Genomic DNA, 23,461 nt, shown 5'->3' on the forward strand with positions numbered 1-23,461 from the left:
CGCTTCATGGCAGACAGCACAGGATTACAATTTACCGTCAAGGTGGGGGCCCTGCCCGAGAGCACCTTCGTGGTGGCCGAGTTTGCGCTGGATGAAGGGCTTAACCGGCCATTCAACCTGCGCCTTGAGCTGGCAAGTGCTCAGCCCGACCTCGACTTTGGCGCCGTGCTGGACCAGCCGTGCGAGCTGCTGGTGTGGTACAACGGCGAGCTGCAGCGCCGGGTGTGTGGGGTGGTGAGTGACTTCGCGCAAGGGGACAGCGGCTTTCGCCGCACCCGCTATCAGCTGCTGGTGCAGCCGGCCCTGTGGCGACTCTCTTTGCGCCAGAACTCCCGCATCTTCCAGGCACAAAAGCCCGATGAAATCCTCTCCATCCTGTTGCAAGAGCACGGCATCACCGATTACGCCTTTGCCCTGAAAAACGAGCACGCCAAGCGGGAATACTGCGTTCAGTATCGCGAAACCGACCTCGATTTCGTGAACCGCCTCGCCGCGGAAGAGGGGATGTTCTATTTCCACGAGTTTGAAGCGGGCAAACACCGCATTGTGTTTGCCGATGACGCGGCCGCCCTGACCGCTGGCCCCGAGCTCTTCTTCAACCTCGGCAACCGTTCCCTCGAGCAAGGCCCCTATGTGCGGCAGTTTCACTACCGGGAGGCAGTGCGCCCGTCGGATGTGGAGCTCAAAGACTACAGCTTCAAGACCCCGGCTTATGGCCTTTCCCGCAAGAAGGTGGGGGTGGAGCTGACTCACCAGCGCGACACCTACCAGCACTTCGATTTCCCGGGCCGCTACAAAGAGGACCCGACCGGCAAGGCCTTTGCCCAACATCGGCTGGATGCGCTGCGCAATGACGCAGTGGCGGGCAGTGGCAAGTCCAACAGCGCGGCTCTGCTGCCGGGCCAGACGTTTTCACTCACCGAACACCCCAACGGCAGCCTCAACACCGACTGGCAAGTCGTCCATATCCGCCACACCGGCTTGCAGCCACAGGCGCTGGAAGAGGAGGGGGGAAGTGGCCCCACCGTCTACCACAACGAATTTAGCGTGGTGAAAGCGAGTACCACCTGGCGGGCGCGTATCGGCAGCCCGGAAGCCCCTCACAAGCCGATGGTGGACGGCCCGCAGATTGTGACCGTGGTGGGCCCCGACGGGGAGGAGATTTACTGCGACGAGCACGGCCGGGTCAAGCTGCAATTCCCGTGGGACAGATATGGTAGTTCCAACGACCAGAGTTCCTGCTGGGTGCGAGTCTCCCAAGGATGGGCCGGCGGCCAGTACGGCATGATGGCCATCCCGCGCATCGGCCACGAGGTCATCGTGAGCTTTCTGGAAGGGGACCCCGACCAGCCCATCATAACGGGGCGAACCTTCCACGCCACCAACCGGCCACCCTACGAGTTGCCGGCCAACAAGACCCGCACCGTGCTGCGCACCGAAACCCACCAGGGTGAAGGCTTCAACGAACTGCGCTTTGAAGACCAGGCGGGCAAGGAAGAGATTTATATCCACGGTCAGAAAGACCTGAACGTGCTTATCGAAAATGATGCCGCCTGGCACATCAAACACGACGAGCATCGGGATATCGACAACGAGCGGGTGACCCGCATCAAGGCCAACGATCACCTGACGGTGGAGGGCGAGAAGCGCGACCAGATAAAAGCCGACTACTCGCTGACGGTGGATGCGTCCCTTCACCAGAAGTTGGGGCAATCACTGCTGATGGAGGCGGGGAGCGAGGTGCACCACAAGGCGGGTATGAAGATCGTGATGGAGGCCGGCGCCGAGTTGACGCTCAAGGTGGGTGGCAGCTTTGTTAAGCTGGATGCCAGTGGCGTCACGCTAAGCGGTGGCTCCATCAAGATGAATTCTGGCGGCAGCCCGGGTTCTGGCTCTGGTTGGGGTGGTAAAGCCCCCATCCAGCCAGGCAATGTCGAGGTGCCAACACCACCACCAGCAACATTGCCAGCCCCGGCCATTCACAAGAGCATGGAGTCCATGGCACCGCTGGCAAAGCCTTGTCCAGCAGCTCCACCACCTGTACCACCTCCGCCTGCCGGGGGCCCACCAGCTCCACCGCCCGCCCCACCCCAGCTTGCCGGAGGCCCAATGATGCCACCGCCGCCGCCACCTGTTGCAGCCACAGGGGAAGGCAAAAAGTCGGCAAAGAAGTGGGCGACGGTAGAGATATCCAAAGCGGATGAAGCACTTAGATACTATTCGGCGCAAGGGTACACATTGCTCAATAACTATTTGCGTGATCGCCCCTACAAGCAGCGAGAGGCCATCGATACCCTGCTTAGTCGCAGCTATTTGAATGATGAGCCGACATCTGCGAGTGAGTTTGACCAGGCAATGAAGGCCTATGTTGCCGATGTGGAGGCTGGTCTGGCGAAATTGCCGGCTTCACCCGATTTGGACTTCGTGTACCGGGGGTTGGCGCTGGACAAGCCGGAGCTTGCAGCCCTGAAAGATCAGTTCACCGGGGTGGGCAATATCATTGTTGAGCCAGGATTCATGAGTACCTCACCGGACAAGGCCTGGGTCAACGATACCTTGTTGAGGATCCGCCTGCCTGCCGGCCATGGTGGCCGTCTGCTGGGGGAGGCTGCGCACTTCAAGGGGGAAGCAGAAATGCTGTTTCCGACCCAGACCAGACTCAGGGTCGATCGAGTGGTTTCCTCCATGAGCGGAGATTTTGACTCCTTGCTCAATACGATTCCAACTTCTGACAATGCATCGGATAACCGCAGCAGGATCAAGCGACTGATTGAGGTTTCCGTATTATGACGTTATCTGATTGGCTCGCTGGCAAGCAAGCGGGTGAAATATATGCCGTTATCGATGGAGCCCAGGCAGAGTCAGCCGTGGCGGATTTCTATACCTATGATGGAGAGAATGCCAATCCACTTTTTGCCGGTACCGCTTTCGATGAGCAGTCTGCGTTGGGGCCTTGGTTGCTACCTGCGCCTTCCACTGAGTTCATAATGGCCAATCCCGCCCTGAGCGGCTTCTACCTGATCAGCGACCAATCAGTGGAGCTGATCCGCCGCCATTGGCAGAGCCTGATAGAAGCGATACGCGAGGGAGAAGCTGTCTGGTTTCGTTTCTCTGACCCGCGCATTTTCCTGCCTATGCTCAGCGCCATGACTTCTGATGAACGCGATAGTGTGCTGGGGCCCTGCTCCGGGCTCTGGATCCATGGCAAGGCCTTCTCTCGTACGCCTCATGCTCGGTTCCAACCCGCATTGCAAACTCCCTGGTTTCATATCCGGTCTCATCATCTGGTTGGACTCTACGACGAGAACCGTCATGCCTACATCTTGCGGCGGCGGTTATGGCAGACCATGACGGCTATGATGGAGCGCCATCCTGACCCGGCCGGGGCCATTTTACCCACACTCAAACAGGCCAATCAGGATGGGTTGCAAGAGGATGTGCGCGATGGTGTGGTGGCTGGCGTCTTGACCTTGCAGGCCAATTTGCCTCTTGAAGAGATACGGGGGCCTTTGATGCTGACCGACGATGAGCTGGTTCAGGTAGCCAACTGGCTGAACAAACATCACGAATTGACAGGAGTATCCTGATGGCGGCAGATCCCCACTGTATCCCTTGCGAACGTTATGATAACTGGGTAGAGGTAGACATTCGCGATGAGCACAACCGTTCGTTCAAGGGGCTCAAGGCCACTTTGACTGACGAAACCGGCAAGTCAGAGACGATCACCCTGCAGGATGGACCCACTCTGGTGCGAGGGTTTGCAGTTGGTCCGGTGACAGTAAAAATCGAGACGCCAGCCTGGCTCAAGGCGGCACAGTCCCGTGAGGCCCTCAAGGAGGGTGAGACCACACAGGTACCCGCCTATACAGACAAGTTATTCGGGCACTGCGACGTCAAGCGAGAGCATATCAAGGTGACCACCGGCGACCTTTGTCTCACCGACCCAGAGCAGCCACTGCCGAAAGGGCATCAGGCAGGACAGGCCCAGCCTCCTCGTTTTTTCACCAAACACTCCTATGTGATTGAAGTGAAAGGCTATCAGATCAATATCTTGCGTATCGGTGTGTTCTTTGATGGCACCGCCAACAACACCTTCAAGCACAGGGAAGGGAAAAGTGCATTGGAGACAGCCTTGGCGCAATGCAGCCCGGAAGAGCAACAAGTATTGCTGGAACAGTGTTTTGAAGGGGCGTTACCTGATGGCTTGAATAACAGCGAGAAAAACGACGTCACCAATGTTGGCAAAGCTCATGACTTGTATCTTCCCCCAAGCAAACGCTCTCCTATCGTGAAGGTTTATGTTGAGGGGATAGGCACGACCCAAGGTGAGGATGATACCAGCTTGGGTCTTGGTGCGGATAAAGGTAATACCTCCAGCGCCTCACGTGTCGAACAGGCTTGTCGTACTCAGATTGTTGCGGAGATAAAAGAGCAACTTGAAAGCATATTGCCCACTATTGAGTGCATTCATAAGGTCGAGTTCGATGTGTTTGGCTTTAGCCGGGGCGCCTCTGCCGCTCGCCAGTTTGTAAACCGTATCGATAAGAAAGGGGACCACCCACTGGTGGAGGCCATGGCTGCTGACCCCGATATTCCCTTGAAGGCGGGCTTTGACTGGGCCAGTCGCGATGATGTGCGAATCCAGTTTGTCGGGTTGTTTGATACCGTGGTCAGTTCCTATCTGTGGGGTAAACGTAATGTGACGCTGGCCCCTGACTGTGCCGAGCGGGTGGTGCATATCGTGGCGGCTGATGAGTGGCGTTATCACTTTGACTTGACCCGTATCACTGACGATGCAGCAGGCACCGCGATTGCGGACGGTTTTACCGAGGTCATTATTCCTGGCGCTCACTCCGATATTGGTGGAGGCTATTACAGCCGCTGGAGCCTGCGTGATCCTAATGCGGTATCCCCGTTAATTACAGAAAAGTGTGTGATCGCAACTTTCAATTCCGATGCGATGCCATACGTCAATCCAACCGATGCCCAATCATATCGAGATGCCCTTGCCTATGCCAAAATGCGGGCTGGACAAGGCTGGGCCAAAGGCGTTGTGTCCCTAGCTAGCCATCGTGATACAACTCAACTTGGCTATTTGAATGTGCGTCCTAGGCCACTGGGGCCGATCACGGGCAGTCAATCAGGGGGCCATAGGAACATCTGCGTCGATGTGGTGCTGCACCGGGTGGTGGAGGGGGAATATTCACGTATACCGCTGCACATGATGGTAGAAGCGGCGCGGGATGCAGGTGTGCCTTTTAAGACGTGGATATCACAAGGTGACAATGCCTACCGTTTGGATAGCGCACTTTCGTATCCCACAGTGAACTTGGCCAAACTCGATGAGCTATGGGTTGATGTGGCCAAACGGCGCGGAGAGGTGATCAACTTGGCTCGTAGTTTACCTGACGAGCTGTACCAAAAGTTGCGGCTAAGTTATTTGCACTACAGCGCTGACACTGGACTGGTAAACACACCCAACAGGGTTGGTGACAAAGAAATCCGTAAGCTGACTGGCAATGATAAGGGAGGTTATTAATGCGCTGGATACTCTTACTGCTGCTGTTGCCATTAGTCGCAGCCTGTCAAGCAGCTCCCACAGGCCCCAAGCAACTGGACTGGCGCCATATGGTAGGATCCAATGCTGATGAAATATGGGTGACGGAGGTGCTTTTTTATCGTCAGGGACAATTGGTAGATGCCTCAACCAACGGATCGTCGAGTCGCGTTGATGCAGAATCACTTCGTGCAAGGGACTATCGCTGGTTGATAACTGCCGGTCGCCGAGATATTCACCCCGCCCCCGATCGGGTAGAAGTGGAGTGGATTTCATTCCACGATAAAAAGCGCTATCGCATTAGCCTGGCCTTGCCAGCAGAGCTGGAAAGCATGATTGCGCAACCTTATCGCATCAAAGTGAGGGATGAGTGGCGTGAAGTACGCCGAGATAACATTGGCTTAGGTATGGCCACCGGTGGTTATGTGGAGGCGTTTTTAACCAACGCCAAAGTGAAGCCTGATATCTTGCTGGCCAGGGGGATTGCTAACGAAATTCAAACCTCGCAAGACAAGGAAAATCCTGTCACCAAAGTATACAAAGAGTGGTTCGACGATTTTGACAAAGCATACGGTAATACCTACAAGCAATATCCTACCCCCAGTGGTATGGACTGGGCACCTATCATGGATGCATATCGCACTGCCCAACCCAAGACGGATACTGACCCAGTAAGGTGATACCTACGGAGCTTGAAAATGTCGATCAAAAGTGCCAGATATCCTCCCGCGACAGCTCACGCCAGAGGAGATTGAAGCGCTTCGCCAAGACATGCGCCGCCGATATATTGACAATATGAAGGCGCTCGAGAGCATGAGTCTCTTCCATCTAGAGCAGGAAGTACCAACAAAAAGATGAAATATATCGTTGCATTGTTGTGGTTCGGCCTGTCATTGATGACCAATGCGGCGCCACAACCTTTGCCTAAATTTGCTTGGCGTTATGGTTCGGGCAGCAATATAGACCTTACTAAGAACACCAAGACCGAGTTCTATCTTGGAGGGAAACTGGTTTATGCCGACAGCTTGGCTGGAGGCGGGGCTGGAGGTTTATTTGCCGACAGAATCAAGGGACAGCGTTATTATTGGGCGGGCGGTGGAGGCCTGCCTATCGATGGCGTTTCCATCCCCGATAAAGCTGTGATTGAGTTGGTTTCCTTCCATGATCGCAAGCGCTACCGCATCAAGGTGGATTTACCTACCGATCTAGAGCAAAAAATGCGTCAGGTGTATTTAGTCGAAGGACGTTACGATAGACGAAATCGCCTCTATTTTGGTTTGGCTCCTGGTGGTTATTTCGAAGTCATGTTAACCGGGGGGGGATTACAACTTAGCCCTGATCTACTGCTCGCCCGTGGTATTGCCGAAGTTGTGACCGATGATTGGTATGATCAGAAAGTATCGATAGTGCGCCAATATGGTATGGATGATTTTGACAAAAAATATGGTGAACTATTCAAGCAATACCCAGTTCCTAGCGGAATGGCCTGGGCTCCCATCATGGATGCCTACCGTGCTGCCCAACCCGTCACCGATGTGAATCCTGTGTCTGAATAGCCATTCGTTTCATCTCAACCGGCGATAAAGGTGAGTTGAATTACTCAGCAGGCCAATATTTGTTCGCGAAATAATACGGTGCCAAAACCCCCATCAGCTTATGCCGATGGGGGTTTTTGTTTGTCTTTCAATGATGGCCGGGGATCAGCCCAATCAGATGCTGCAGGCTTTTTTGACGGGGATGGCGGCGGGTGGCGAGGCTGATGCGGGTGGTGAGCGGCTCGGTGGCAATGGGGTGATAGCTGACGCCGTGGGGGTGCAGCTCGCTGACCGAGCGCGGGATGATGGCGACCCCGAAGCCGGCTTGCACCATGCCGACGGTGGAGATCACCTGTGGGCTCTGGCTGCCGAGGCGGGGACTGAAGCCGGCCCGCTGGCAGCGCTGGGTGATGGCGTCGTGCAGCCCGGGCCCGAGCTCGCGGGGGAACAGGATGAAGGGATCCTGTGCCAGCGCCTCGATGGGGATGGCGCCACTGCCGGCCAGCGGATGGTGTGGGGGGAGGGCGATCAGCATCTCCTCCTCGTCGATGAGGTGGTGGGCCAGCGCCGAGCTGCTGCTGCAGGGCAGGCGCAGAATGGCGGCATCCAGCTCCTCGCTCACCAGATCGCGCACCAGGTTGGGCATGCTGTTCTCGATGGGGTGCAGGCTGACCTCCGGCCAGGCTTGACGAAAGTCGTGGATGAGTTGCAACACGCTCGGGTGCAGCACGGTGGAGCCGGCAAAGCCGAGGCGCAGCGAACCCAGCTGGCCGCGAGCGATGCGCCTGGCCTTCTGCATGGCCTGCTCGGTCTGCGCCAGTATCCCCTTGGCATCCTGATAGAGGCTCAGCCCAGCCTCGGTCAGCTCCACGCTGCGGGTCAGCCGGTGAAACAGCGGCGTGCCCACCTCCTGTTCGAATTTGCGGATCTGCTGGCTGAGCGGCGGCTGGGCCATGCCCAGCGCCTCGGCGGCGCGGGTAAAGCTCTGTTTGTCTGCCACGGCCACCAGGTAGCGCAGGTAACGGAATTCCATATCTGGTACGTCTCGAAGCTGATGGGTTTGGATATTGGTATCAAACTGTGATCTTGGTCACTATTGAATCCTGATTTGCCAACCTAACAGGATTGGAGGTGAAATCCAAATGGAAACCAATTCGTCATGTGACTGCGCCATCGAAATCAGCCAGCAGTTTGCCCGCTGGCAGGCTCGCCAGGGGGGCGGCGAGGTCTACCAGAGCTCCCTGATGAGTGCCCTGCTGGCGGGGGTTTATGAGGGGGAGACCACGATGGCCGACCTGCTGCGCCACGGTGACTTCGGCCTCGGGACCTTCAACCGGCTCGACGGCGAGCTGATTGCCTTCGAGCGCCAGATCCACCAGCTCAAGGCTGACGGCTCGGCCCGTCCGGCCAGGGCCGAGCAGAAGACCCCGTTTGCGGTGATGACCCACTTTCGCCCCTGCCTGCAGCGCCGCTTCGCTCACCCCCTGAGCCGCGAGGAGATCCACCAGTGGGTGGATCGGTTGGTGGGTACCGACAACGTCTTCGTCGCCTTTCGACTCGACGGCCTGTTCGAACAGGCGCAGGTGCGCACCGTCCCCTGTCAGAGTCCCCCCTACAAGCCCATGCTGGAGGCCATCGAAGCCCAGCCGCTGTTCTCGTTCAGCCTGCGGCGCGGCACCCTGGTCGGCTTTCGTTGCCCACCCTTCGTGCAGGGGATCAACGTGGCCGGTTATCACGAGCACTTCATCACCGAGGATCGCCGGGGTGGCGGCCACATCCTCGACTACGCCATGGGCCACGGCCAGCTGCAACTGTCGGTGGTGCAACACCTCAACATCGAGCTGCCTCGCAATCCAGCCTTTCAGCAGGCCGACCTCAATCCCGCCGATCTGGACCGCGCCATCCGCGCCGCCGAAGGCTGAGCCCTTCGCTTAACAAGGAGTGACATCATGGAAAATCAACACTGGGCCTGTGGGGCCGAACTGGTGGTGCGCCATCTGGAGGCGCAAGGGGTCAAGCAGGTATTCGGCATTCCCGGGGCCAAGATCGACAGGGTATTCGATGCGCTGGAGGACTCCCCCATCGAGACCATAGTGGTGCGTCACGAGGCGAATGCCGCCTTCATGGCCGCCGCGGTCGGCCGGCTGACCGGCAAGGCCGGGGTGGCGCTGGTGACCTCGGGGCCGGGCTGCGCCAACCTCATCACCGGTCTTGCCACCGCCACCTCGGAAGGGGATGCCATGGTGGCGCTGGGCGGTGCCGTGCGGCGAGCTGACGGCCTCAAGCTCACTCACCAGAGCCTGGATACCGTCAGCCTGTGCCGGCCGGTCACCAAGTTCAGTGCCCAGGTGGGCACCGGCTCCGCCCTCTCCGAGGTGATGGCCAACGCCTTTCGCAGCGCCGAGCTGGGGCGGCCCGGGGCGGCCTTCGTCAGCCTGCCGATGGACATCATCAACGAGCCGGCCGATGGCGCCATTCTGGTGCCGAGCGCTATCCCCGAGCCGGGAGCGGCCGACGAGCGTGGCATCGATCGGGCGCTGAGCCTGCTGGCGCAGGCCCGCAAGCCGGTGGTGCTGCTCGGCCTGCTGGCCAGCCGGCCGGAGAACTCTCTCGCGGTGCGTGCCTTCCTCGACAAGAGCCGGTTACCGGTGACCGGTACCTATCAGGCGGCCGGGGTGGTGGATACCCACCATTTCGACGACTTTGCCGGGCGGGTGGGGCTGTTCAACAACCAGCCGGGGGACAAGCTGCTGCAGGATGCGGATCTGGTGGTCTGCATTGGTTACAGCCCCATCGAATACGATCCCGTGCTGTGGAACGGCACCGGCGAGCGCCAGCTGCTGCACATCGATGCGCTGCCGGCGGAGATCGACAGCAGCTACTGCCCGGCGGTGGAGCTGGTGGGCTCCATCAGCGCCAACCTGGCGCGGCTGACCCGGATGCTGCACCAGCCGCTGGCGCGGGATCCGGCCATTACCGCGCTGCTCGGCGAGATCCGCGCCCAGCGCCATCAGCTCGCCGAACATGCCGGCCGGCTGGGGGGCACCCCCATCCATCCGCTGCGCATCGTCAAGGAGCTGCAGGACATCATCGGGCAGGACATGACCCTGTGCGTGGACATGGGCAGCTTCCACATCTGGATTGCCCGCTATCTCTACAGCTTCCGGGCCCGCCAGGTACTCATCTCCAACGGCCAGCAGACCATGGGGGTGGCGCTACCCTGGGCCATCGGGGCCGCCATGGTGCGGCCGGGTGAGAAGATCATCTCAGTGTCTGGCGACGGCAGCTTCATGCAGTCGAGCATGGAGCTGGAGACCGCGGTGCGGCTCAAGTCCAACATAGTGCACATCATCTGGGTCGATAACGGCTACAACATGGTGGCGATGCAGGAGGAGAAAAAGTACTGCCGCAGCTCCGGGGTGAGTTTCGGCCCTATCAACTTCAGAGCCTATGCCGAGTCGTTCGGGGCAGCCGGGTTTGCCGTCACCTGCGCCGAGGATTTGCGGGCGACGCTGCGTGCCGCCATGGCGGTGAGCGGGCCGGCGGTGGTGGCCATCCCGGTGGACTACAGCGACAACCACCTGCTGATGGAGCAGCTCAGGCCCGAAATGCTCAGTTGAGCCGGATCTGAGGCGGGCTGCGAAGCGGTCCGCCCAACGCAGAGCGCCCCTTGCCAATCGGCAAGGGGCGCTCTGTTATTGCGAAAGGAAGAGTCACTCAGGGCATGAGCGAGGGGGCAACACCATGGGGCCGGCCACCGTACGGGCGGCTTCGTCACCGCGCAGCACCCGTACCAGCTCGAGGGCAAACTCGATGGCGGTGCCCGGCCCCTGGCTGGTGATCAGGCGATGGGCCTGATCGGTCACCACCCGCGCCGTGCTGAGCTGCGCCGCAGGCAGCTGTGCCTGAAAAGCGGGATGGCAGGTGGCGCTGGCATCCCCCAGCAGATCGTGGTGCTGCAGCACCACGGCGGGGGCGGCGCAGATGGCTGCCCGCCAGCGCTGCGCTGCCGCCTGCGCCTTGAGCAGGGCGATGGCGCGCGGCGTATCGCGGATAACCTCGCTGCCGGGCAGGCCGCCCGGCACGACGATGGCCTCGAACTCCTGATCCGCCAGCTCGTCGAGGTGGCAATCCGCCACCAGCTGCACCCCGCGGGAGGCGCGGATCTGGCGCTGCCCGGCCGGACAGCAGGAGGCGAGCACCACCTCGATGGCCCCGCGCACCAGGGTATCGACGATGGCGACCGTCTCGATCTCTTCCGACCCGGGGGCCACCAGTACCAGAACGCTCATCCTTTGCTCCTTGCGTTGGCGAGCCCGCCGGGCTCACTGCTTCTCTTTGATGGCCTGATAGAGACCCTGATTGACCGGCACCGCGATGCCGTGGCTGGCAGCCCGGGCCAGCAGGAAGCCGGTGATGGCCTCGATCTCGGTCTCGCGCCCCTGCTCCATGTCCTGATACATGGAAGAGTAATTGTCGGCGGTGAGCTCCACCACCGTCATGACCCGGCGCAGCAGTTCGTCGCTGCCGGTGGGCTGGCCTTCGGCCTGCATCACGTCGGCCACTTCCACGCAGATCTGCTGCAGGGCATCGGCAAAGCGCGGACCGGCCAGCTCGCCATTCTTGAGCTTGTAGAGCGCGGTGAGCGGGTTGATGGCGCAGTTGACCGCCAGCTTCTGCCACTGGCGCGCCTGGATCTGTTCATCCCAGCCGGCCTGGCCGAGGGCGGCCGCCAGATCGTCAGCCAGGGCGGCGTGGGCTCTGGCCGCCTCGTTGACCGGGCCGAGCCAGGTTTCGCCCTTGCCGGTGTGGCGGAACACGAAGTGGCCGCTCTGCATGGCGCCGTGGCTGGTGACGCCAGCGATGATCGGATTGTGCGGGAACAGGGTGACTACCTGCTCGGCGATCCCCATGCCGTTGTGCAGCAGCACGATGGGCACGTCGGTCGCCAGCTGGCCCACCAGCGGCGTCAGCGCCTCGATGACCTGGCCGGCTTTGGTCATCACCAGCAGCCGTTTGATCTGGCCGGGCTGGCTGATGAAACCGCGTTCGATGTTGATGAGCTGGGTGTGGCCCTCCAGCGAGGTAAAGTCGATGCCCGGGTGCAGGGTGGAGCGGTGGCGCTCGCGCAGCAAGACGCGAGTGGCCTGGCCGCTTTGAGTCAACAGGGAGGCGAAGACGCCGCCCAGGGCGCCGCAGCCCAGCAGTGTCCATTGGGGGGAGGAGGTGTGTCGACTTTGTGTCAGGTTGTAATCGCGTGATCCGCTTGGCATGGAGAGACTCAATCAAGGTAGGGGCTGCATTCCAGTCAACCGCCTGCCGGGGATAAGTGAAGATGTCGCCTGGCGGACACCAGAAACGAGTTCATGATCTTGCTGCGAGGTCGTGATCAAGGCTTGTATGAGACTTGCTTATAGGAAACCGGCAGCTGGTGTATTCATATACACGGCGGCTCCTGCGCAGCACTTTACCTTGTGAACGACCTCTCGCGGCAGATCCTGAACAGGTTCTAACGGGTCTCGCCATTCCTGTGCGCAGGGGATTCTAGCAGAGCAGCCCCATCGAAATCAGCAAATTTGCCGTAATTCTGGTAGATTTGCCCCCTTATAGCGCAACATGAGGAGCCCACTATGCCGTCATTCGATATTGTCTCTGAAGTCAAAATGAACGAGGTGTTGAACGCCGTCGACAACGCCAATCGTGAACTGGCGACCCGTTTCGATTTTCGTGGTGTCGAAGCCAGCTTCGAATTGAACAAGGAAGAGGTCAAGCTGGAGGCCGATGCCGATTTCCAGCTCAAGCAGATGGTCGAGATCCTGCGCGCTGCCCTGCTCAAGCGCAACATCGAGAACAGTTCCATGGACGTGGGTGACAGCGTTCACTCCGGCAAGCGCTTCCACCTGACCGTGAAGTTCAAGCAGGGGATCGACAAGGAAGTCGCCAAGAAGCTGGTGAAGCTGATCAAGGATTCCAAGATCAAGGTGCAGGCCGCCATTCAGGGCGACGAAGTGCGCGTCACCGGCAAGAAGCGTGACGACCTGCAGGAGACCATGGCTCTGGTGCGCGGCGCCGAGCTGGGTCAGCCGATGCAGTTCCAGAATTTCCGCGACTGATGATGGCCGGGGGAGGGCACGGCTCTCCCCTGTTGCCGGCAGCAAGCCATAAAAAAACCGGAGCAGCAGCTCCGGTTTTTTGTATCCCTGATACCCGTTCGATTAGAACTTGTAGGTAACGGAGAAGTAGTGGCTGAAGCCAGAGCTCTTCCACGGGGTACCGTCGTAGGCAGTGGAGCCATCTTTGGTGCCGTAGGCATCCATGAAGTACTTCAGGCCGTAACCGACGGCGTAGCGATCGGAGTGCCAGTAGATACCGTGGAAGGTAGCCAGGTTGTCGCTGGTACGGTCAGCACGGTTGTGGGTGTCCAGATCGAAGGCGTAGTCCAGGTAGCCCTGGTAGGAGACGAAGCTGCCGTTGCTGAAGGTGTAGAAAGGTTTGAACCAGTTCATGGCGAACCAGTAACCGTTCCACTCACCCTCTTCTTCGGTGAAGAACTGGTTTTCGGTGGCGTGACGAGCATACAGGTTCATGCCCACTTTGCCGAACCAAGGCACTTGTACATCAGCACCCAGACCGATCATGTTCTCCATCTGGTTGTCGCCGATGTTGTTCAGAGAGGCGATGTAGACCTCTTGCACCGGACCAAAGGAGAGATCTTTACCAGTCAGCGCATCCAGAGACATACGCGGCGCAAACTTCATGAACAGGTTCTGACCCTTGTGCTTGTCGCTGTGACGGGAGTCGAAGATATCGAAGACGTCGACGTAACCGTACAGGTCAAACAGGCCGGAGCGACCACCGAATTCCATTTCGAAGTAGGTGTCGTTGTAATCTTCAGCACCGGTGGTGAAAGGACGTTGGTCGATGGTGTGCATGACGTTGAACTGCATCCACTTGTAGTCATTCTTGTGGATGTCACCGCTGTAGTCAGCAGCGAAGGCCGGGGTAGCGGCGGCAGCCAGCAGACCGGCAGCGATCAGAGTCTTGGTAAATTTGGCCATTTTATTGGTCTCTTGTGCGTTAGTTGAGGTTTTCCGTAGCCTGCCCACAAGGAGCGGAAGGGATTCTAGCCAAATAAATTCATCGGAGAAACCAGCACCGGGGAACTTTATTCGGAAGTGTGAATCTAATCACCCCCAATTTTACGCAAACGCTTGCTATTTATCCGATTGCGAGAGCAAGGATCTTCCTCGTTTGGCAACCAGCACGATCAGGATCAGCACCGGAATACCGAGCAGGCTGGTGCTGATGAAGAAGCTGCTGTAACCGAACTGTTCGACAAAACGGCCGGAGAAACCCGCCAGCAGCTTGGGCAGCAGCAGCATGACCGAGCTGAACAGGGCGTACTGGGTGGCGGAGAAGGCCACATTGGTCAGGCTCGACAGATAGGTCACGAAGGCGGCCGTGGCGATGCCGGCACTGAGGTTGTCCAGCGAGATGATCAGGGTCAGCAGCTCGAGGTTGTGGCCCACCTCGTTGAGCAGGGCGAACAGCAGATTCGTGCTGGCGGTGAGCAGGGCGCCGAGGAACAAAATGCGCAGGGTGCCAAAGCGCATCACCAGCACACCACCCAATGCGGCCCCCACCAGGGTCATGATGACCCCGTATACCTTGGTGATGGTGGCCACCTCGGTCTTGCTGAACTGCATGTCCACGTAGAAGCTGTTGGACATCACCCCCATCACCACGTCCGAGATGCGATAACAGGCGATGAGTCCGAGGATCAGCAGGGCCGAGCCGCCGTAACGGCGGAAGAAGTCGGCAAACGGGCACCAGATGGCTTCGTGGCTCCAGGCGCCGAGCCCGGCCAGCGAAGCGGGCCAGCCACGAGCAAGCAACAAGGCTTTGTGGGCCGCCTGCTGCTCATTCTGGTTGGCAAGGTCGATCACCGGTTCATGACAACAGAGGGTGGTGATGACGCCGAGGGACATCAGTCCCGCCATCAGCAGATAGGTGAGTCGCCAGCCGTTGTAGTCATAACCGCTGTTGCTGCCGAGCCAGGCCGCCAGCGCCAGTGCGCCGGCGCCGGCCATGATCATCGCCAGCCGGTAACCGGTCATGTAGGAAGCCGCCATGGCCGCCTGCAGCCGCTCGGGGGCCGACTCGATGCGATAGGCGTCGATGACGATGTCCTGGGTGGCGGAGGCAAACGCTACCAGCAGGGCGAACAGGGCCAGCTGGGCGAGCTGGGTCTTGGGATCGCAGAAGGCCATGCCCACCAGTGAAGCGGCGATCAGCAGCTGGGAGAACAGCATCCAGCTGCGGCGCCGGCCCAGCCAGCGAGAGAGCAGCGGGAGCGGCAGCCGATCCACCAGCGGTGACCACAGCCACTTGAAGCCGTAGGCCAGCGCCACCCAGCTCATGTAGCCGATGTCGGTCAGGCTGACATCCGCTTCGCGCAGCCAGAACGACAGGGTGCCGAACACCAGCAGCAGCGGCAGGCCGGAAGAGAATCCCATGGCAAACAGGATGAGAACCCGAGTCTCAAGGTAGACGGCGAGCGAGTCTCGCCAGCTCGGTGTACGGACAGTGTTCAAATACCTGACTCCTCTGGGAAAATTGCGCCATTTTGTCAGGTTCGAGAGGGATAGCCAAGGCAAGCCGGGGGTGGCGTTGCGCGATTCAGGGGCGCAGGCCGATGCAGTGGCGCGGCAGCGGCCCGTCCGTGGTCAGGTAATTGGCGCACTCCATCAGCTGCAGGCGCAGCCAGGCATCGGCGATGATCTGCTGTTCATCCCATTGATGCAGGCTGTGCAGCAGGTGCCAGAATACGCCTTCCTGCTCGGAGGCCGGGTGCTTGTCGGCGGGAACCTGGGGCAGATCCTGCCAGTGGGACAACAGCTGCCAGCTCAGATCTTCCAGCTGTTGATAGGGGATCTCTCGTGCCAGAAAGTGACGAACCGTCTGGGCCAGCGGGATGGCGTGCTGGGCGATGTAATCATTGCAGGTCACCGGAACCTCCTTCTCCTCTTGTGGGCCTAGCCCCGAACAGCGGGGCAAGGCCAGAGTATAGAAAGGGGCGCCGGCGACCCAGCGCGCGGGGTGGCGGAATGTGATCCGCTCCGCGTTATTTGTCTGCCAGCAGCACCACTTTCTTGAGGATGATGGGGCTGGTGGGAACGTCGTTGGCACGCAGGATCGGGCTGTAACCGGTCTGCACCTGGGCCAGCTTGTCCAGCACCTCCATGCCCTGCACCACCTGGCCGAACACGGTATAACCGGCGCCGGCATTGGCGTTGAGGTTGTTGTTGTCGACCAGGTTGAAGTAGAACTGGCGAGTGGCACTGTCGACCGCCTGGGTGCGGGCCATGGCGATGCTGCCGCGCTTGTTGGGCAGGCCGCCCTTGGATTCGTTGACCACGGGATCGAAGGTCGGCAGTTGCTGGAACTGCTGGTTGTAACCACCCCCCTGCACCACGAAGTCCTGGATCACCCGGTGGAAGATGCTGCCGTCATAGCTGCCATCCGCCACGTAGCGCAGGAAGTTCTTCACCGTCTGCGGCGCCTGTTTGGACGCCAGTTCCACCACGATATTGCCGTGGTTGGTCTCCATCCTGACCTTGGGGCCGGCGAACGCCAGCGGGGCGATCAGCATGGCCAGTAACCAGAGTTTTTTCATCTATCCGCTCCTCGCTCAGCTCGGCTGACCCTTGAGATAACCGCGCAGGGCGTTGTCCGCCATGATCTGCTGCAGCAGGCTGCCCAGCTGCTGGTTCAGGATGGACTCCAGCTCGGCCATGCTCGGCTCACCCGGGCCTTCCTTGCTGGAGGACATGTTGAACTGCTTGGTCAGCTTGCTGCCCTGGAAATCGGCGATCACCTGCAGGCTGACGCGGGACTTGGTGACATAGGTGAAGGTCTTCTCTTCCACCGTGACCGCAGCGCTGGAGATGGCCAGGGTCAGGTTGGTGGTACCGCTGTTGCCCACTTCCAGCCCCTGGCTGCGCAGCCCTTCCGCCAGCTTTTCGGCCAGCAGGTTGTTGAGCGGCTGTTCGCTGTTGACCAGCACGGCAGCCTTCTCTTTCTTCTTGATGGAGAAGACGTAGGCGGCTTCACGCTTGTCCACCCCTTCCAGGGTGATGCGGTTGCCGGAGTAGTACTGCTGATTGGAGGGGATCACCTGCGGGTTGAGCAGGGCGGTCTCCGGCCAGTGAGTCGCACAACCACCCAGCATCAGGGCGGCCAGCAGCAAGAGTGACTTTTTCATCATGGGTTTCCTTTAGCTTTCTGTTTAGCGTTTGATGGCTTTCAAAATAACGAATTTGCTGTTCGACGCAACGACTTGTGCGTTGGCAAACAGGCGCTTGAGCTTGTTGTGATAATCCAGGTGACGGTTGCCTACTATCCAGAGTTCGCCGCCCTTGGGCAACACCCGATGGGCATCGCTGAACATCTGCCAGGCGATATGGTCGGTGATCGCCTGCAACTGGTGGAACGGCGGGTTGCAGAGGATCCGGTCCACCGAGCCGACCGCCACGCCGTCGAGACAGTTGTTGACCAGGAAGTGGGTGCGGGGCAGGGCAGCCGGCAGGTTGTGTTCGACGTTGAGCCGGGCCGAGGCGACCGCCATGTGGGACTCGTCGATGAAGGTCACCTCCACCTCGGCGTCTCGTGCCAGCAGGGAGAGCCCCAGCACGCCGTTGCCGCAACCCAGATCGATAACCTTGCGGGCGCTGTGGATCGGCAGGTTATCCAGCATGAAGCGGGCGCCGATATCCAGGCTGGTGCGTGAAAACACGTTGGCGTGGTTGTGGATGAGCATGTCGGTGCCCTCCAGCGGCCAGACCGTGGGAAAGGGATTGGCCAGCGCGGGCCGTTCGGTTGGTGTAGCGACCGGGGTGCAGTGAATGAGGCGGGCCTTCTTCCAGGCCAGCGAGGTGCGGGTCGGCCCCAGGTATTTTTCAAACAGCGCCAGAGTGGAGCTGTGGATGTCTTTGGCCTTGCCGGCGGCGATGACGCGGGTGGCGGGGGTGGCCACCTGGCGCAGGGCCAGCAGTTGCTGCTCCAGCAGCGCCTGATATTTGGATACCTTGATCACCACCAGTGCGGGGGCATCGGGCAGGGAGGCCAGTGCATCCTGCAGGCGGATGGCATGGGGATCCAGGCCGTTCTCCGCGAGGTTGGCCAGGGTGGCCTGCTCGCTGATATGGGAGTCGGTCACGCTGACGGGAGCGTGGCCGTGCAGGTAGGCGGCCAGCGCGCCGAAGCCGTCGTTCATGATGATGACCGGGCCGTCGCGCTCGAGGGGCTCCTCGGCCAGGGTGTTGATCAGGTACTCGTCTGCGGCGTCCCAGGCCTGCAACGGATCCTGGAGCTGGCGTGGATAGCGATACAGGGTCAGGCGACAATGGGCCGTGTCGAGAAGGGTTTGCATAGGCGAAGTGTCCAGCTGATTCATGTAACGGGCGCCGACGGGGCGCAAAGTGGCGCTATTCTAGCGGGGGCGGAGAATTTCACCAGTCCCGGCCGTCACGGCAGCGGGGGAAAAGCGTGCCATTTTCCCGTTCTGGGTGATTTCGTCATCCGGCCAACCCTGGCTACAATGGCCGGACATCCACTTTGGGAGTTTTGCTCGTGACCATGCAACAACAGATCGAGGCCAAGCTGGCCGCCGCCTTGTCCCCCAGCCATCTGGAAGTGATCAACGAAAGCTACATGCACCGGGTGGCGCCGGGCTCCGAGAGCCACTTCAAGGTGGTGGTGGTGAGCCAGGCGTTCGAAGGACAGCGGCTGCTGGGTCGTCATCGCCAGGTCAACGGGGTGCTGGCCGAAGAGTTGGCGGGGGCCATTCATGCATTGGCGCTGCATACCTATACCGAGCAGGAGTGGCAACAGCGGGAGCAGGCACCGACCACCCCCAGCTGCGTCAGCAAAAACGGCCTCTCCTAAGGCTATTGACGAATTGATTACTCAATCTGCGACTAGTTAACAATTCATAAACGTTTTCAGGTGGCGTCCCGGGCTGTGGAACGGGACGCCAACCTCCCGCCCTGATATCAAGATTTCTAATCCTTTTTTGAACATAAAAACCATTACCTATTTTTGGGTAATAATGGCTAACTCGAAGCCGCGCCTGAGGTTTCGTGAAAAAAAGCCGCGTGATTAAATTTCGATGATTTTGTGATAGAGCGGGGATTTTCCCCATTTTGCATGGCAGGCAACTCGCCATAAGTGGTAAACTCAGGCGCTTTTGAATGACCCTGTATGTTGCTGATTTGTTTATTTCTTCGACATCATCCCGCAACATCAACGGGCTCATTCAACAACTCGTCGTGATGTATTTCTCGGCGCTAACCAACCTGTCTTCCCTTAACGGTAGTGCAAGTGAGTATGATTACAATTAAAAGAGGACTGGACATCCCCGTGCTGGGTGCTCCGGAGCAAGTAATCTACGATGGCCCGGCCATCACCCGTGTTGCTACACTCGGCGAAGAGTTCGTGGGGATGCGTCCTACTATGTTTGTCAAAGTAGGTGATCGCGTCATTAAAGGTCAGGAGCTCTTCGAAGATAAGAAGAATCCCGGCGTTAAATTCACGGCCCCCGCCACCGGTGTGGTTTCAGAGATCAACCGGGGTGCCAAGCGCATTCTGCAATCCGTTGTCATCGATATCGATGGGTCCGACGAGCAGGTGACCTTTGAGCACTTTGCGTCTGCCGAGCTGGCCAAGCTCGAGCGCAGCAAGGTGCAAGAGATCCTGGTCGCGTCCGGCCAATGGACCGCGTTGCGTACCCGCCCGTTCAGCAAGGTGCCGGCCGTGGGTTCCACCCCTCGCGCCATCTTCGTCACCGCCATGGACACCAACCCGCTGGCTGCCAGTGCGGAGCTGATCATCAAGGAACAGGCCCAGGCTTTCCTCGACGGTCTGGCCGTGCTGACTCGTCTGACCGATGGCACCGTCTACGTCTGCAAGGGCGAGGCCAGCCTGCCGCACGCTTCCCTGGCGCAAGTCAAGGAAGAGGTGTTTGTCGGCCCGCACCCTGCCGGTCTGCCCGGTACCCACATCCACTTCCTGGACCCGGTCGGTGCCAAGAAGGTGCAGTGGCACATCAACTATCAGGATGTGATCGCCTACGGCAAGCTGTTCACCACCGGTCAGATCTTTACCGACAAGGTGATCGCGCTGGCCGGCCCGAACGTGGTCAAACCGCGTCTGCTGCGTACCCGCATGGGCGCCTGCATCAGCCAGCTGACCAACAACGAACTGCGTGCGGACGAGAATCGCATCATCTCCGGTTCCCTGCTGAGCGGTGCCAAGGCCGAAGGGGTACATGACTACCTGGGTCGCTACCACAATCAGGTCAGCGTACTGGGTGAAGGTCGCGAGAAAGAGTTCCTGGGTTGGGTCAATCCCAGCGCCAGCAAGTTCTCCATCACCCGTACCACCCTCTCTCACCTGATGAAGGGCAAACTCATCAACTTCACTACCACCACCAACGGTAGTGATCGCTCCATGGTGCCTATCGGCAACTATGAGCGCGTGATGCCGCTCGACATCCTGCCGACCCTGCTGCTGCGGGATCTGGTCTCCGGCGACACCGACAATGCGCAAGCACTCGGCTGTCTGGAACTGGATGAGGAAGATCTGGCGCTCTGTACCTTCGTCTGCCCCGGCAAGACCGAGTACGGCCCAGTCTTGCGTGAGTGCCTGACCAAGATCGAACTGGAAGGTTAAGCGATGAGTTTCAAGCAACTTCTTGAAAATATGGAACATCACTTCGAGCCGGGTGGCAAGTACGCCAAGTACTATGCCCTGTTCGAAGCGGCGTACACCCTGTTTTATACCCCCGGGTCCGTGACCCGCAATGCCGCCCACGTCCGTGATGCGATCGATCTGAAGCGCATGATGATCATGGTGTGGCTGGCCGTGTTCCCGGCCATGTTCTGGGGCATGTACAACGTCGGCAACCAATCCATCGCCGCCATCGCCCATCTGGGCACGGCTGCCGGTGCCGACACCTGGCAATACACCATCGCCACCCTGCTGGGTGCTTCGCTGGATCCGGCCGTCGCCGGCATCGGCAGCAAGATGCTGATCGGTGCTGCCCACTTCCTGCCCATCTACCTGACCGTGTTCCTGGTCGGTGGCTTCTGGGAAGTGCTGTTCGCCATGGTGCGCAAGCACGAGATCAACGAAGGCTTCTTCGTGACCTCCATCCTGTTCGCGCTGATCGTGCCGCCCGAGCTGCCCCTGTGGCAAGCTGCCCTGGGTATCACCTTCGGTGTGGTGCTGGCCAAGGAAGTGTTCGGTGGTACCGGCAAGAACTTCCTGAACCCGGCGCTGGCGGGTCGTGCCTTCCTGTTCTTCGCCTATCCGGGCCAGATCTCCGGTGATGCAGTCTGGGTTGCCGTCGACGGCTACTCGGGTGCCACCGCGCTGAGCCAGTGGGCCCAGGGCGGCCAGATGGCGCTGATCAACGGTGCCACCGGCCAGACCATCAGCTGGATGGACGCCTTCCTTGGCAACCTGCCCGGTTCCATCGGTGAAGTCTCCACTCTGATGATCCTCATCGGTGCGGCCATGATCGTCTACATGCGGATCGCCTCCTGGCGCATCATCGCCGGTGTGATGATCGGCATGGTTGCGACCTCCCTGCTGTTCAACGTCATCGGTTCCGATACCAACCCCATGTTCAACATGCCGTGGCACTGGCATCTGGTGCTGGGCGGCTTCGCCTTTGGTATGGCCTTCATGGCGACCGATCCGGTCTCCGCTGCCTTCACCAACAAGGGCAAGTGGTGGTATGGCGCCCTGATCGGGGTGATGGTGGTGCTGATCCGGGTGGTGAACCCCGCCTTCCCGGAAGGCATGATGCTGGCCATTCTGTTTGCCAACCTGTTTGCCCCCTTGTTTGACCATTTCGTGGCGCAGGCGAACATCAAGCGGAGGATCGCTCGTGGCGTTTAATAAAGACTCTACTGTCGGCACCCTCACCATAGTGACCGGTCTGTGCCTGGTCTGCTCCATCGTGGTCTCCGTGGCTGCCGTGGGACTGCGTCCGGCCCAGCTGGAAAACCGGGCGCTGGACAAGCAAAGCAACATTCTGTCCGTCGCCGGTGTCGACATCAGCAGCGTGGCCAAGCGCGATCTGGCCCAGCTGTACGGTGACAAGATTGAAGCGCGTCTGGTCGATTTGACTACCGGTGAGTTCGTTGACGGCGATGCCGACAACTTCGATACCAAGCTGGCGGCAAAAGACCCGGCCAAGAGCATTCGTCTGGCCCCGGCCGACGACAAGGCCGGCCTGCGTCAAATCTCCAAACTGATCCCGGTGTTCTTCGCGAAAGATGCCGAGGGCAAGGTCGACAACATCATCCTGCCGATCTACGGCCAGGGGCTGTGGTCCACCATGTACGCCTTCGTGGCGGTCGCGGCTGACGGCCAGACCATCAAGGGCATCACCTACTATGACCACGGTGAAACCCCGGGTCTGGGCGGCGAGATCGAAAATCCGGCCTGGCGCGAGCTGTTCGTCGGCAAGAAGCTGTTCGATCAGGATGGCATGCCGGCACTGCGGGTGATCAAGGGTCATGCTCCGGCTGGTTCCGAGCATGAGATCGACGGCCTGTCCGGCGCGACCCTGACCGGTAACGGCGTACAGCATACCTTCGACTTCTGGATGGGTCCCAAGGGCTTCGGTCCTTTCCTGGCCAAGGTTCGTGCAGGAGAAATCAACAATGGCTGACAAGAGCGAAATGAAAAAGTTGCTGTTGACGCCTGTGCTCGGCAACAACCCCATCGCACTGCAGGTGCTGGGGGTCTGTTCCGCGCTGGCCGTTACCAGCCAGATGAAGACGGCGTTCGTGATGACGCTGGCCGTTACCGCGGTCACCGCCTTCTCCAACCTGTTCATCTCCCTGATCCGCAACCAGATCCCGAACAGCGTGCGGATCATCGCCCAGATGGCGGTGATTGCCTCGCTGGTTATCGTTGTTGACCAGGTGCTCAAGGCGTATGCCTACGACATCTCCAAGCAGCTGTCGGTGTTCGTCGGCCTCATCATCACCAACTGTATCGTGATGGGCCGTGCCGAAGCCTACGCCATGAAGAGTGCCCCGCTGCCCTCCTTCCTGGACGGTATCGGCAACGGCCTGGGTTATGGCGCCGTGCTGCTGACCGTGGCCACCGTGCGCGAGATCCTGGGCTCCGGTACCTGGTTCGGCATCGAACTGCTGCCGCTGGTGAACAATGGCGGCTGGTATGTGCCCAACGGCCTGCTGCTGCTGCCGCCGAGTGCGTTCTTCATCATTGGTCTGATCATCTGGGGCGTACGCACCAAGGATCCCAAGCAGGTGGAGGCGAAGGATTAAGG

At 59.7% G+C, this 23,461-nt stretch carries 22 protein-coding genes and 1 pseudogene; 14 read left to right on the forward strand and 9 right to left on the reverse strand.

The window, feature by feature from the left end:
- Positions 1-6: 6 nt before the first annotated feature.
- The 6 genes and pseudogenes from AHA_RS05640 to AHA_RS05660 form a co-directional block, all read left to right on the forward strand.
- A pseudogene (locus tag AHA_RS05640) lies at positions 7-1,917 on the forward strand (type VI secretion system Vgr family protein); the annotation flags it as partial.
- 195 nt (positions 1,918-2,112) lie between these two features.
- Positions 2,113-2,790: an ADP-ribosyltransferase gene (locus AHA_RS21835; RefSeq protein WP_237702000.1), complete on the forward strand. Its 678-nt coding sequence runs from the start codon at positions 2,113-2,115 to the stop codon at positions 2,788-2,790.
- Positions 2,787-3,587, forward strand: a complete 801-nt coding sequence (locus AHA_RS05645; RefSeq protein WP_011705046.1) for a DUF4123 domain-containing protein — start codon at positions 2,787-2,789, stop codon at positions 3,585-3,587. Before AHA_RS21835 ends, AHA_RS05645 begins: the two co-directional genes overlap by 4 nt.
- Complete coding sequence (locus tag AHA_RS05650) at positions 3,587-5,539, forward strand: T6SS phospholipase effector Tle1-like catalytic domain-containing protein (protein ID WP_011705047.1); 1,953 nt, start codon at positions 3,587-3,589, stop codon at positions 5,537-5,539. The genes AHA_RS05645 and AHA_RS05650 overlap by 1 nt, the downstream gene beginning before the upstream one ends.
- On the forward strand, positions 5,539-6,237 hold the full coding sequence (locus tag AHA_RS05655) for a DUF2931 family protein (protein ID WP_011705048.1): 699 nt from the start codon (positions 5,539-5,541) through the stop codon (positions 6,235-6,237). Before AHA_RS05650 ends, AHA_RS05655 begins: the two co-directional genes overlap by 1 nt.
- Positions 6,238-6,411: 174 nt before the next feature.
- Positions 6,412-7,113: a DUF2931 family protein gene (locus AHA_RS05660; protein ID WP_011705049.1), complete on the forward strand. Its 702-nt coding sequence runs from the start codon at positions 6,412-6,414 to the stop codon at positions 7,111-7,113.
- Positions 7,114-7,240: 127 nt separating this feature from the next.
- Here the strand turns inward: AHA_RS05660 and AHA_RS05665 are convergent, their stop codons facing one another.
- Positions 7,241-8,125, reverse strand: a complete 885-nt coding sequence (locus tag AHA_RS05665) for a LysR family transcriptional regulator (RefSeq protein WP_011705050.1) — start codon at positions 8,123-8,125, stop codon at positions 7,241-7,243.
- Positions 8,126-8,234: 109 nt separating this feature from the next.
- Here AHA_RS05665 and budA point away from each other — a divergent pair, with 109 nt between their 5' ends.
- Together budA and alsS are read left to right on the forward strand one after the other, a co-directional pair.
- Positions 8,235-9,014 (forward strand): acetolactate decarboxylase, encoded by a 780-nt coding sequence (budA, locus tag AHA_RS05670; RefSeq protein WP_011705051.1) that lies wholly within the window; start codon positions 8,235-8,237, stop codon positions 9,012-9,014.
- 27 nt (positions 9,015-9,041) lie between these two features.
- Positions 9,042-10,712, forward strand: coding sequence for an acetolactate synthase AlsS (gene alsS, locus AHA_RS05675; RefSeq protein WP_011705052.1), 1,671 nt, complete (start codon positions 9,042-9,044; stop codon positions 10,710-10,712).
- A gap of 93 nt (positions 10,713-10,805) precedes the next feature.
- Here the strand turns inward: alsS and AHA_RS05680 are convergent, their stop codons facing one another.
- Together AHA_RS05680 and AHA_RS05685 are read right to left on the reverse strand one after the other, a co-directional pair.
- Positions 10,806-11,384 (reverse strand): DJ-1 family glyoxalase III, encoded by a 579-nt coding sequence (locus AHA_RS05680; RefSeq protein WP_011705053.1) that lies wholly within the window; start codon positions 11,382-11,384, stop codon positions 10,806-10,808.
- Positions 11,385-11,417: 33 nt separating this feature from the next.
- Positions 11,418-12,365, reverse strand: a complete 948-nt coding sequence (locus AHA_RS05685) for a ketopantoate reductase family protein (protein ID WP_011705054.1) — start codon at positions 12,363-12,365, stop codon at positions 11,418-11,420.
- A gap of 357 nt (positions 12,366-12,722) precedes the next feature.
- On the opposite strand from AHA_RS05685, the gene AHA_RS05690 reads away from it, so the two are divergent.
- Positions 12,723-13,205, forward strand: coding sequence for a YajQ family cyclic di-GMP-binding protein (locus tag AHA_RS05690; protein WP_011705055.1), 483 nt, complete (start codon positions 12,723-12,725; stop codon positions 13,203-13,205).
- 102 nt (positions 13,206-13,307) lie between these two features.
- On the opposite strand, the gene AHA_RS05695 is transcribed toward AHA_RS05690, so the two are convergent.
- The 6 genes from AHA_RS05695 to AHA_RS05720 form a co-directional block, all read right to left on the reverse strand.
- On the reverse strand, positions 13,308-14,150 hold the full coding sequence (locus AHA_RS05695) for a nucleoside-specific channel-forming Tsx family protein (RefSeq protein WP_011705056.1): 843 nt from the start codon (positions 14,148-14,150) through the stop codon (positions 13,308-13,310).
- A gap of 156 nt (positions 14,151-14,306) precedes the next feature.
- A complete protein-coding gene (locus AHA_RS05700) occupies positions 14,307-15,686 on the reverse strand; it encodes an AmpG family muropeptide MFS transporter (protein WP_011705057.1) in 1,380 nt (459 codons plus the stop codon).
- Between the two features lie 85 nt (positions 15,687-15,771).
- Positions 15,772-16,101 carry a hypothetical protein gene (locus tag AHA_RS05705; RefSeq protein WP_077392328.1) on the reverse strand — a complete coding sequence of 110 codons (330 nt, stop codon included), beginning with the start codon at positions 16,099-16,101 and terminating at the stop codon, positions 15,772-15,774.
- 115 nt (positions 16,102-16,216) lie between these two features.
- Positions 16,217-16,768 (reverse strand): peptidylprolyl isomerase, encoded by a 552-nt coding sequence (locus AHA_RS05710; RefSeq protein WP_005303575.1) that lies wholly within the window; start codon positions 16,766-16,768, stop codon positions 16,217-16,219.
- A 15-nt stretch (positions 16,769-16,783) separates the two neighbouring features.
- Entirely contained in the window at positions 16,784-17,356 is a 573-nt protein-coding gene (locus tag AHA_RS05715) for a YajG family lipoprotein (protein WP_011705058.1), read from the reverse strand.
- A gap of 24 nt (positions 17,357-17,380) precedes the next feature.
- On the reverse strand, positions 17,381-18,523 hold the full coding sequence (locus AHA_RS05720; RefSeq protein ID WP_011705059.1) for a methyltransferase: 1,143 nt from the start codon (positions 18,521-18,523) through the stop codon (positions 17,381-17,383).
- A gap of 206 nt (positions 18,524-18,729) precedes the next feature.
- Between AHA_RS05720 and AHA_RS05725 the strand changes: the two genes are divergently transcribed.
- The 5 genes from AHA_RS05725 (at position 18,730) to AHA_RS05745 (ending at position 23,459) form a co-directional block, all read left to right on the forward strand.
- Positions 18,730-19,038: a BolA family protein gene (locus tag AHA_RS05725; protein ID WP_011705060.1), complete on the forward strand. Its 309-nt coding sequence runs from the start codon at positions 18,730-18,732 to the stop codon at positions 19,036-19,038.
- 441 nt (positions 19,039-19,479) lie between these two features.
- Complete coding sequence (locus AHA_RS05730) at positions 19,480-20,823, forward strand: Na(+)-translocating NADH-quinone reductase subunit A (RefSeq protein ID WP_011705061.1); 1,344 nt, start codon at positions 19,480-19,482, stop codon at positions 20,821-20,823.
- A gap of 3 nt (positions 20,824-20,826) precedes the next feature.
- Entirely contained in the window at positions 20,827-22,056 is a 1,230-nt protein-coding gene (locus AHA_RS05735; RefSeq protein WP_011705062.1) for an NADH:ubiquinone reductase (Na(+)-transporting) subunit B, read from the forward strand.
- Positions 22,046-22,834, forward strand: coding sequence for a Na(+)-translocating NADH-quinone reductase subunit C (locus tag AHA_RS05740; protein WP_011705063.1), 789 nt, complete (start codon positions 22,046-22,048; stop codon positions 22,832-22,834). The genes AHA_RS05735 and AHA_RS05740 overlap by 11 nt, the downstream gene beginning before the upstream one ends.
- Positions 22,827-23,459 (forward strand): NADH:ubiquinone reductase (Na(+)-transporting) subunit D, encoded by a 633-nt coding sequence (locus AHA_RS05745; protein WP_005303545.1) that lies wholly within the window; start codon positions 22,827-22,829, stop codon positions 23,457-23,459. Before AHA_RS05740 ends, AHA_RS05745 begins: the two co-directional genes overlap by 8 nt.
- Positions 23,460-23,461: the final 2 nt, after the last annotated feature.

Origin of the sequence: Aeromonas hydrophila subsp. hydrophila ATCC 7966, assembly GCF_000014805.1 — a bacterium.
Taxonomy (GTDB): Bacteria; Pseudomonadota; Gammaproteobacteria; order Enterobacterales; family Aeromonadaceae; genus Aeromonas; species Aeromonas hydrophila.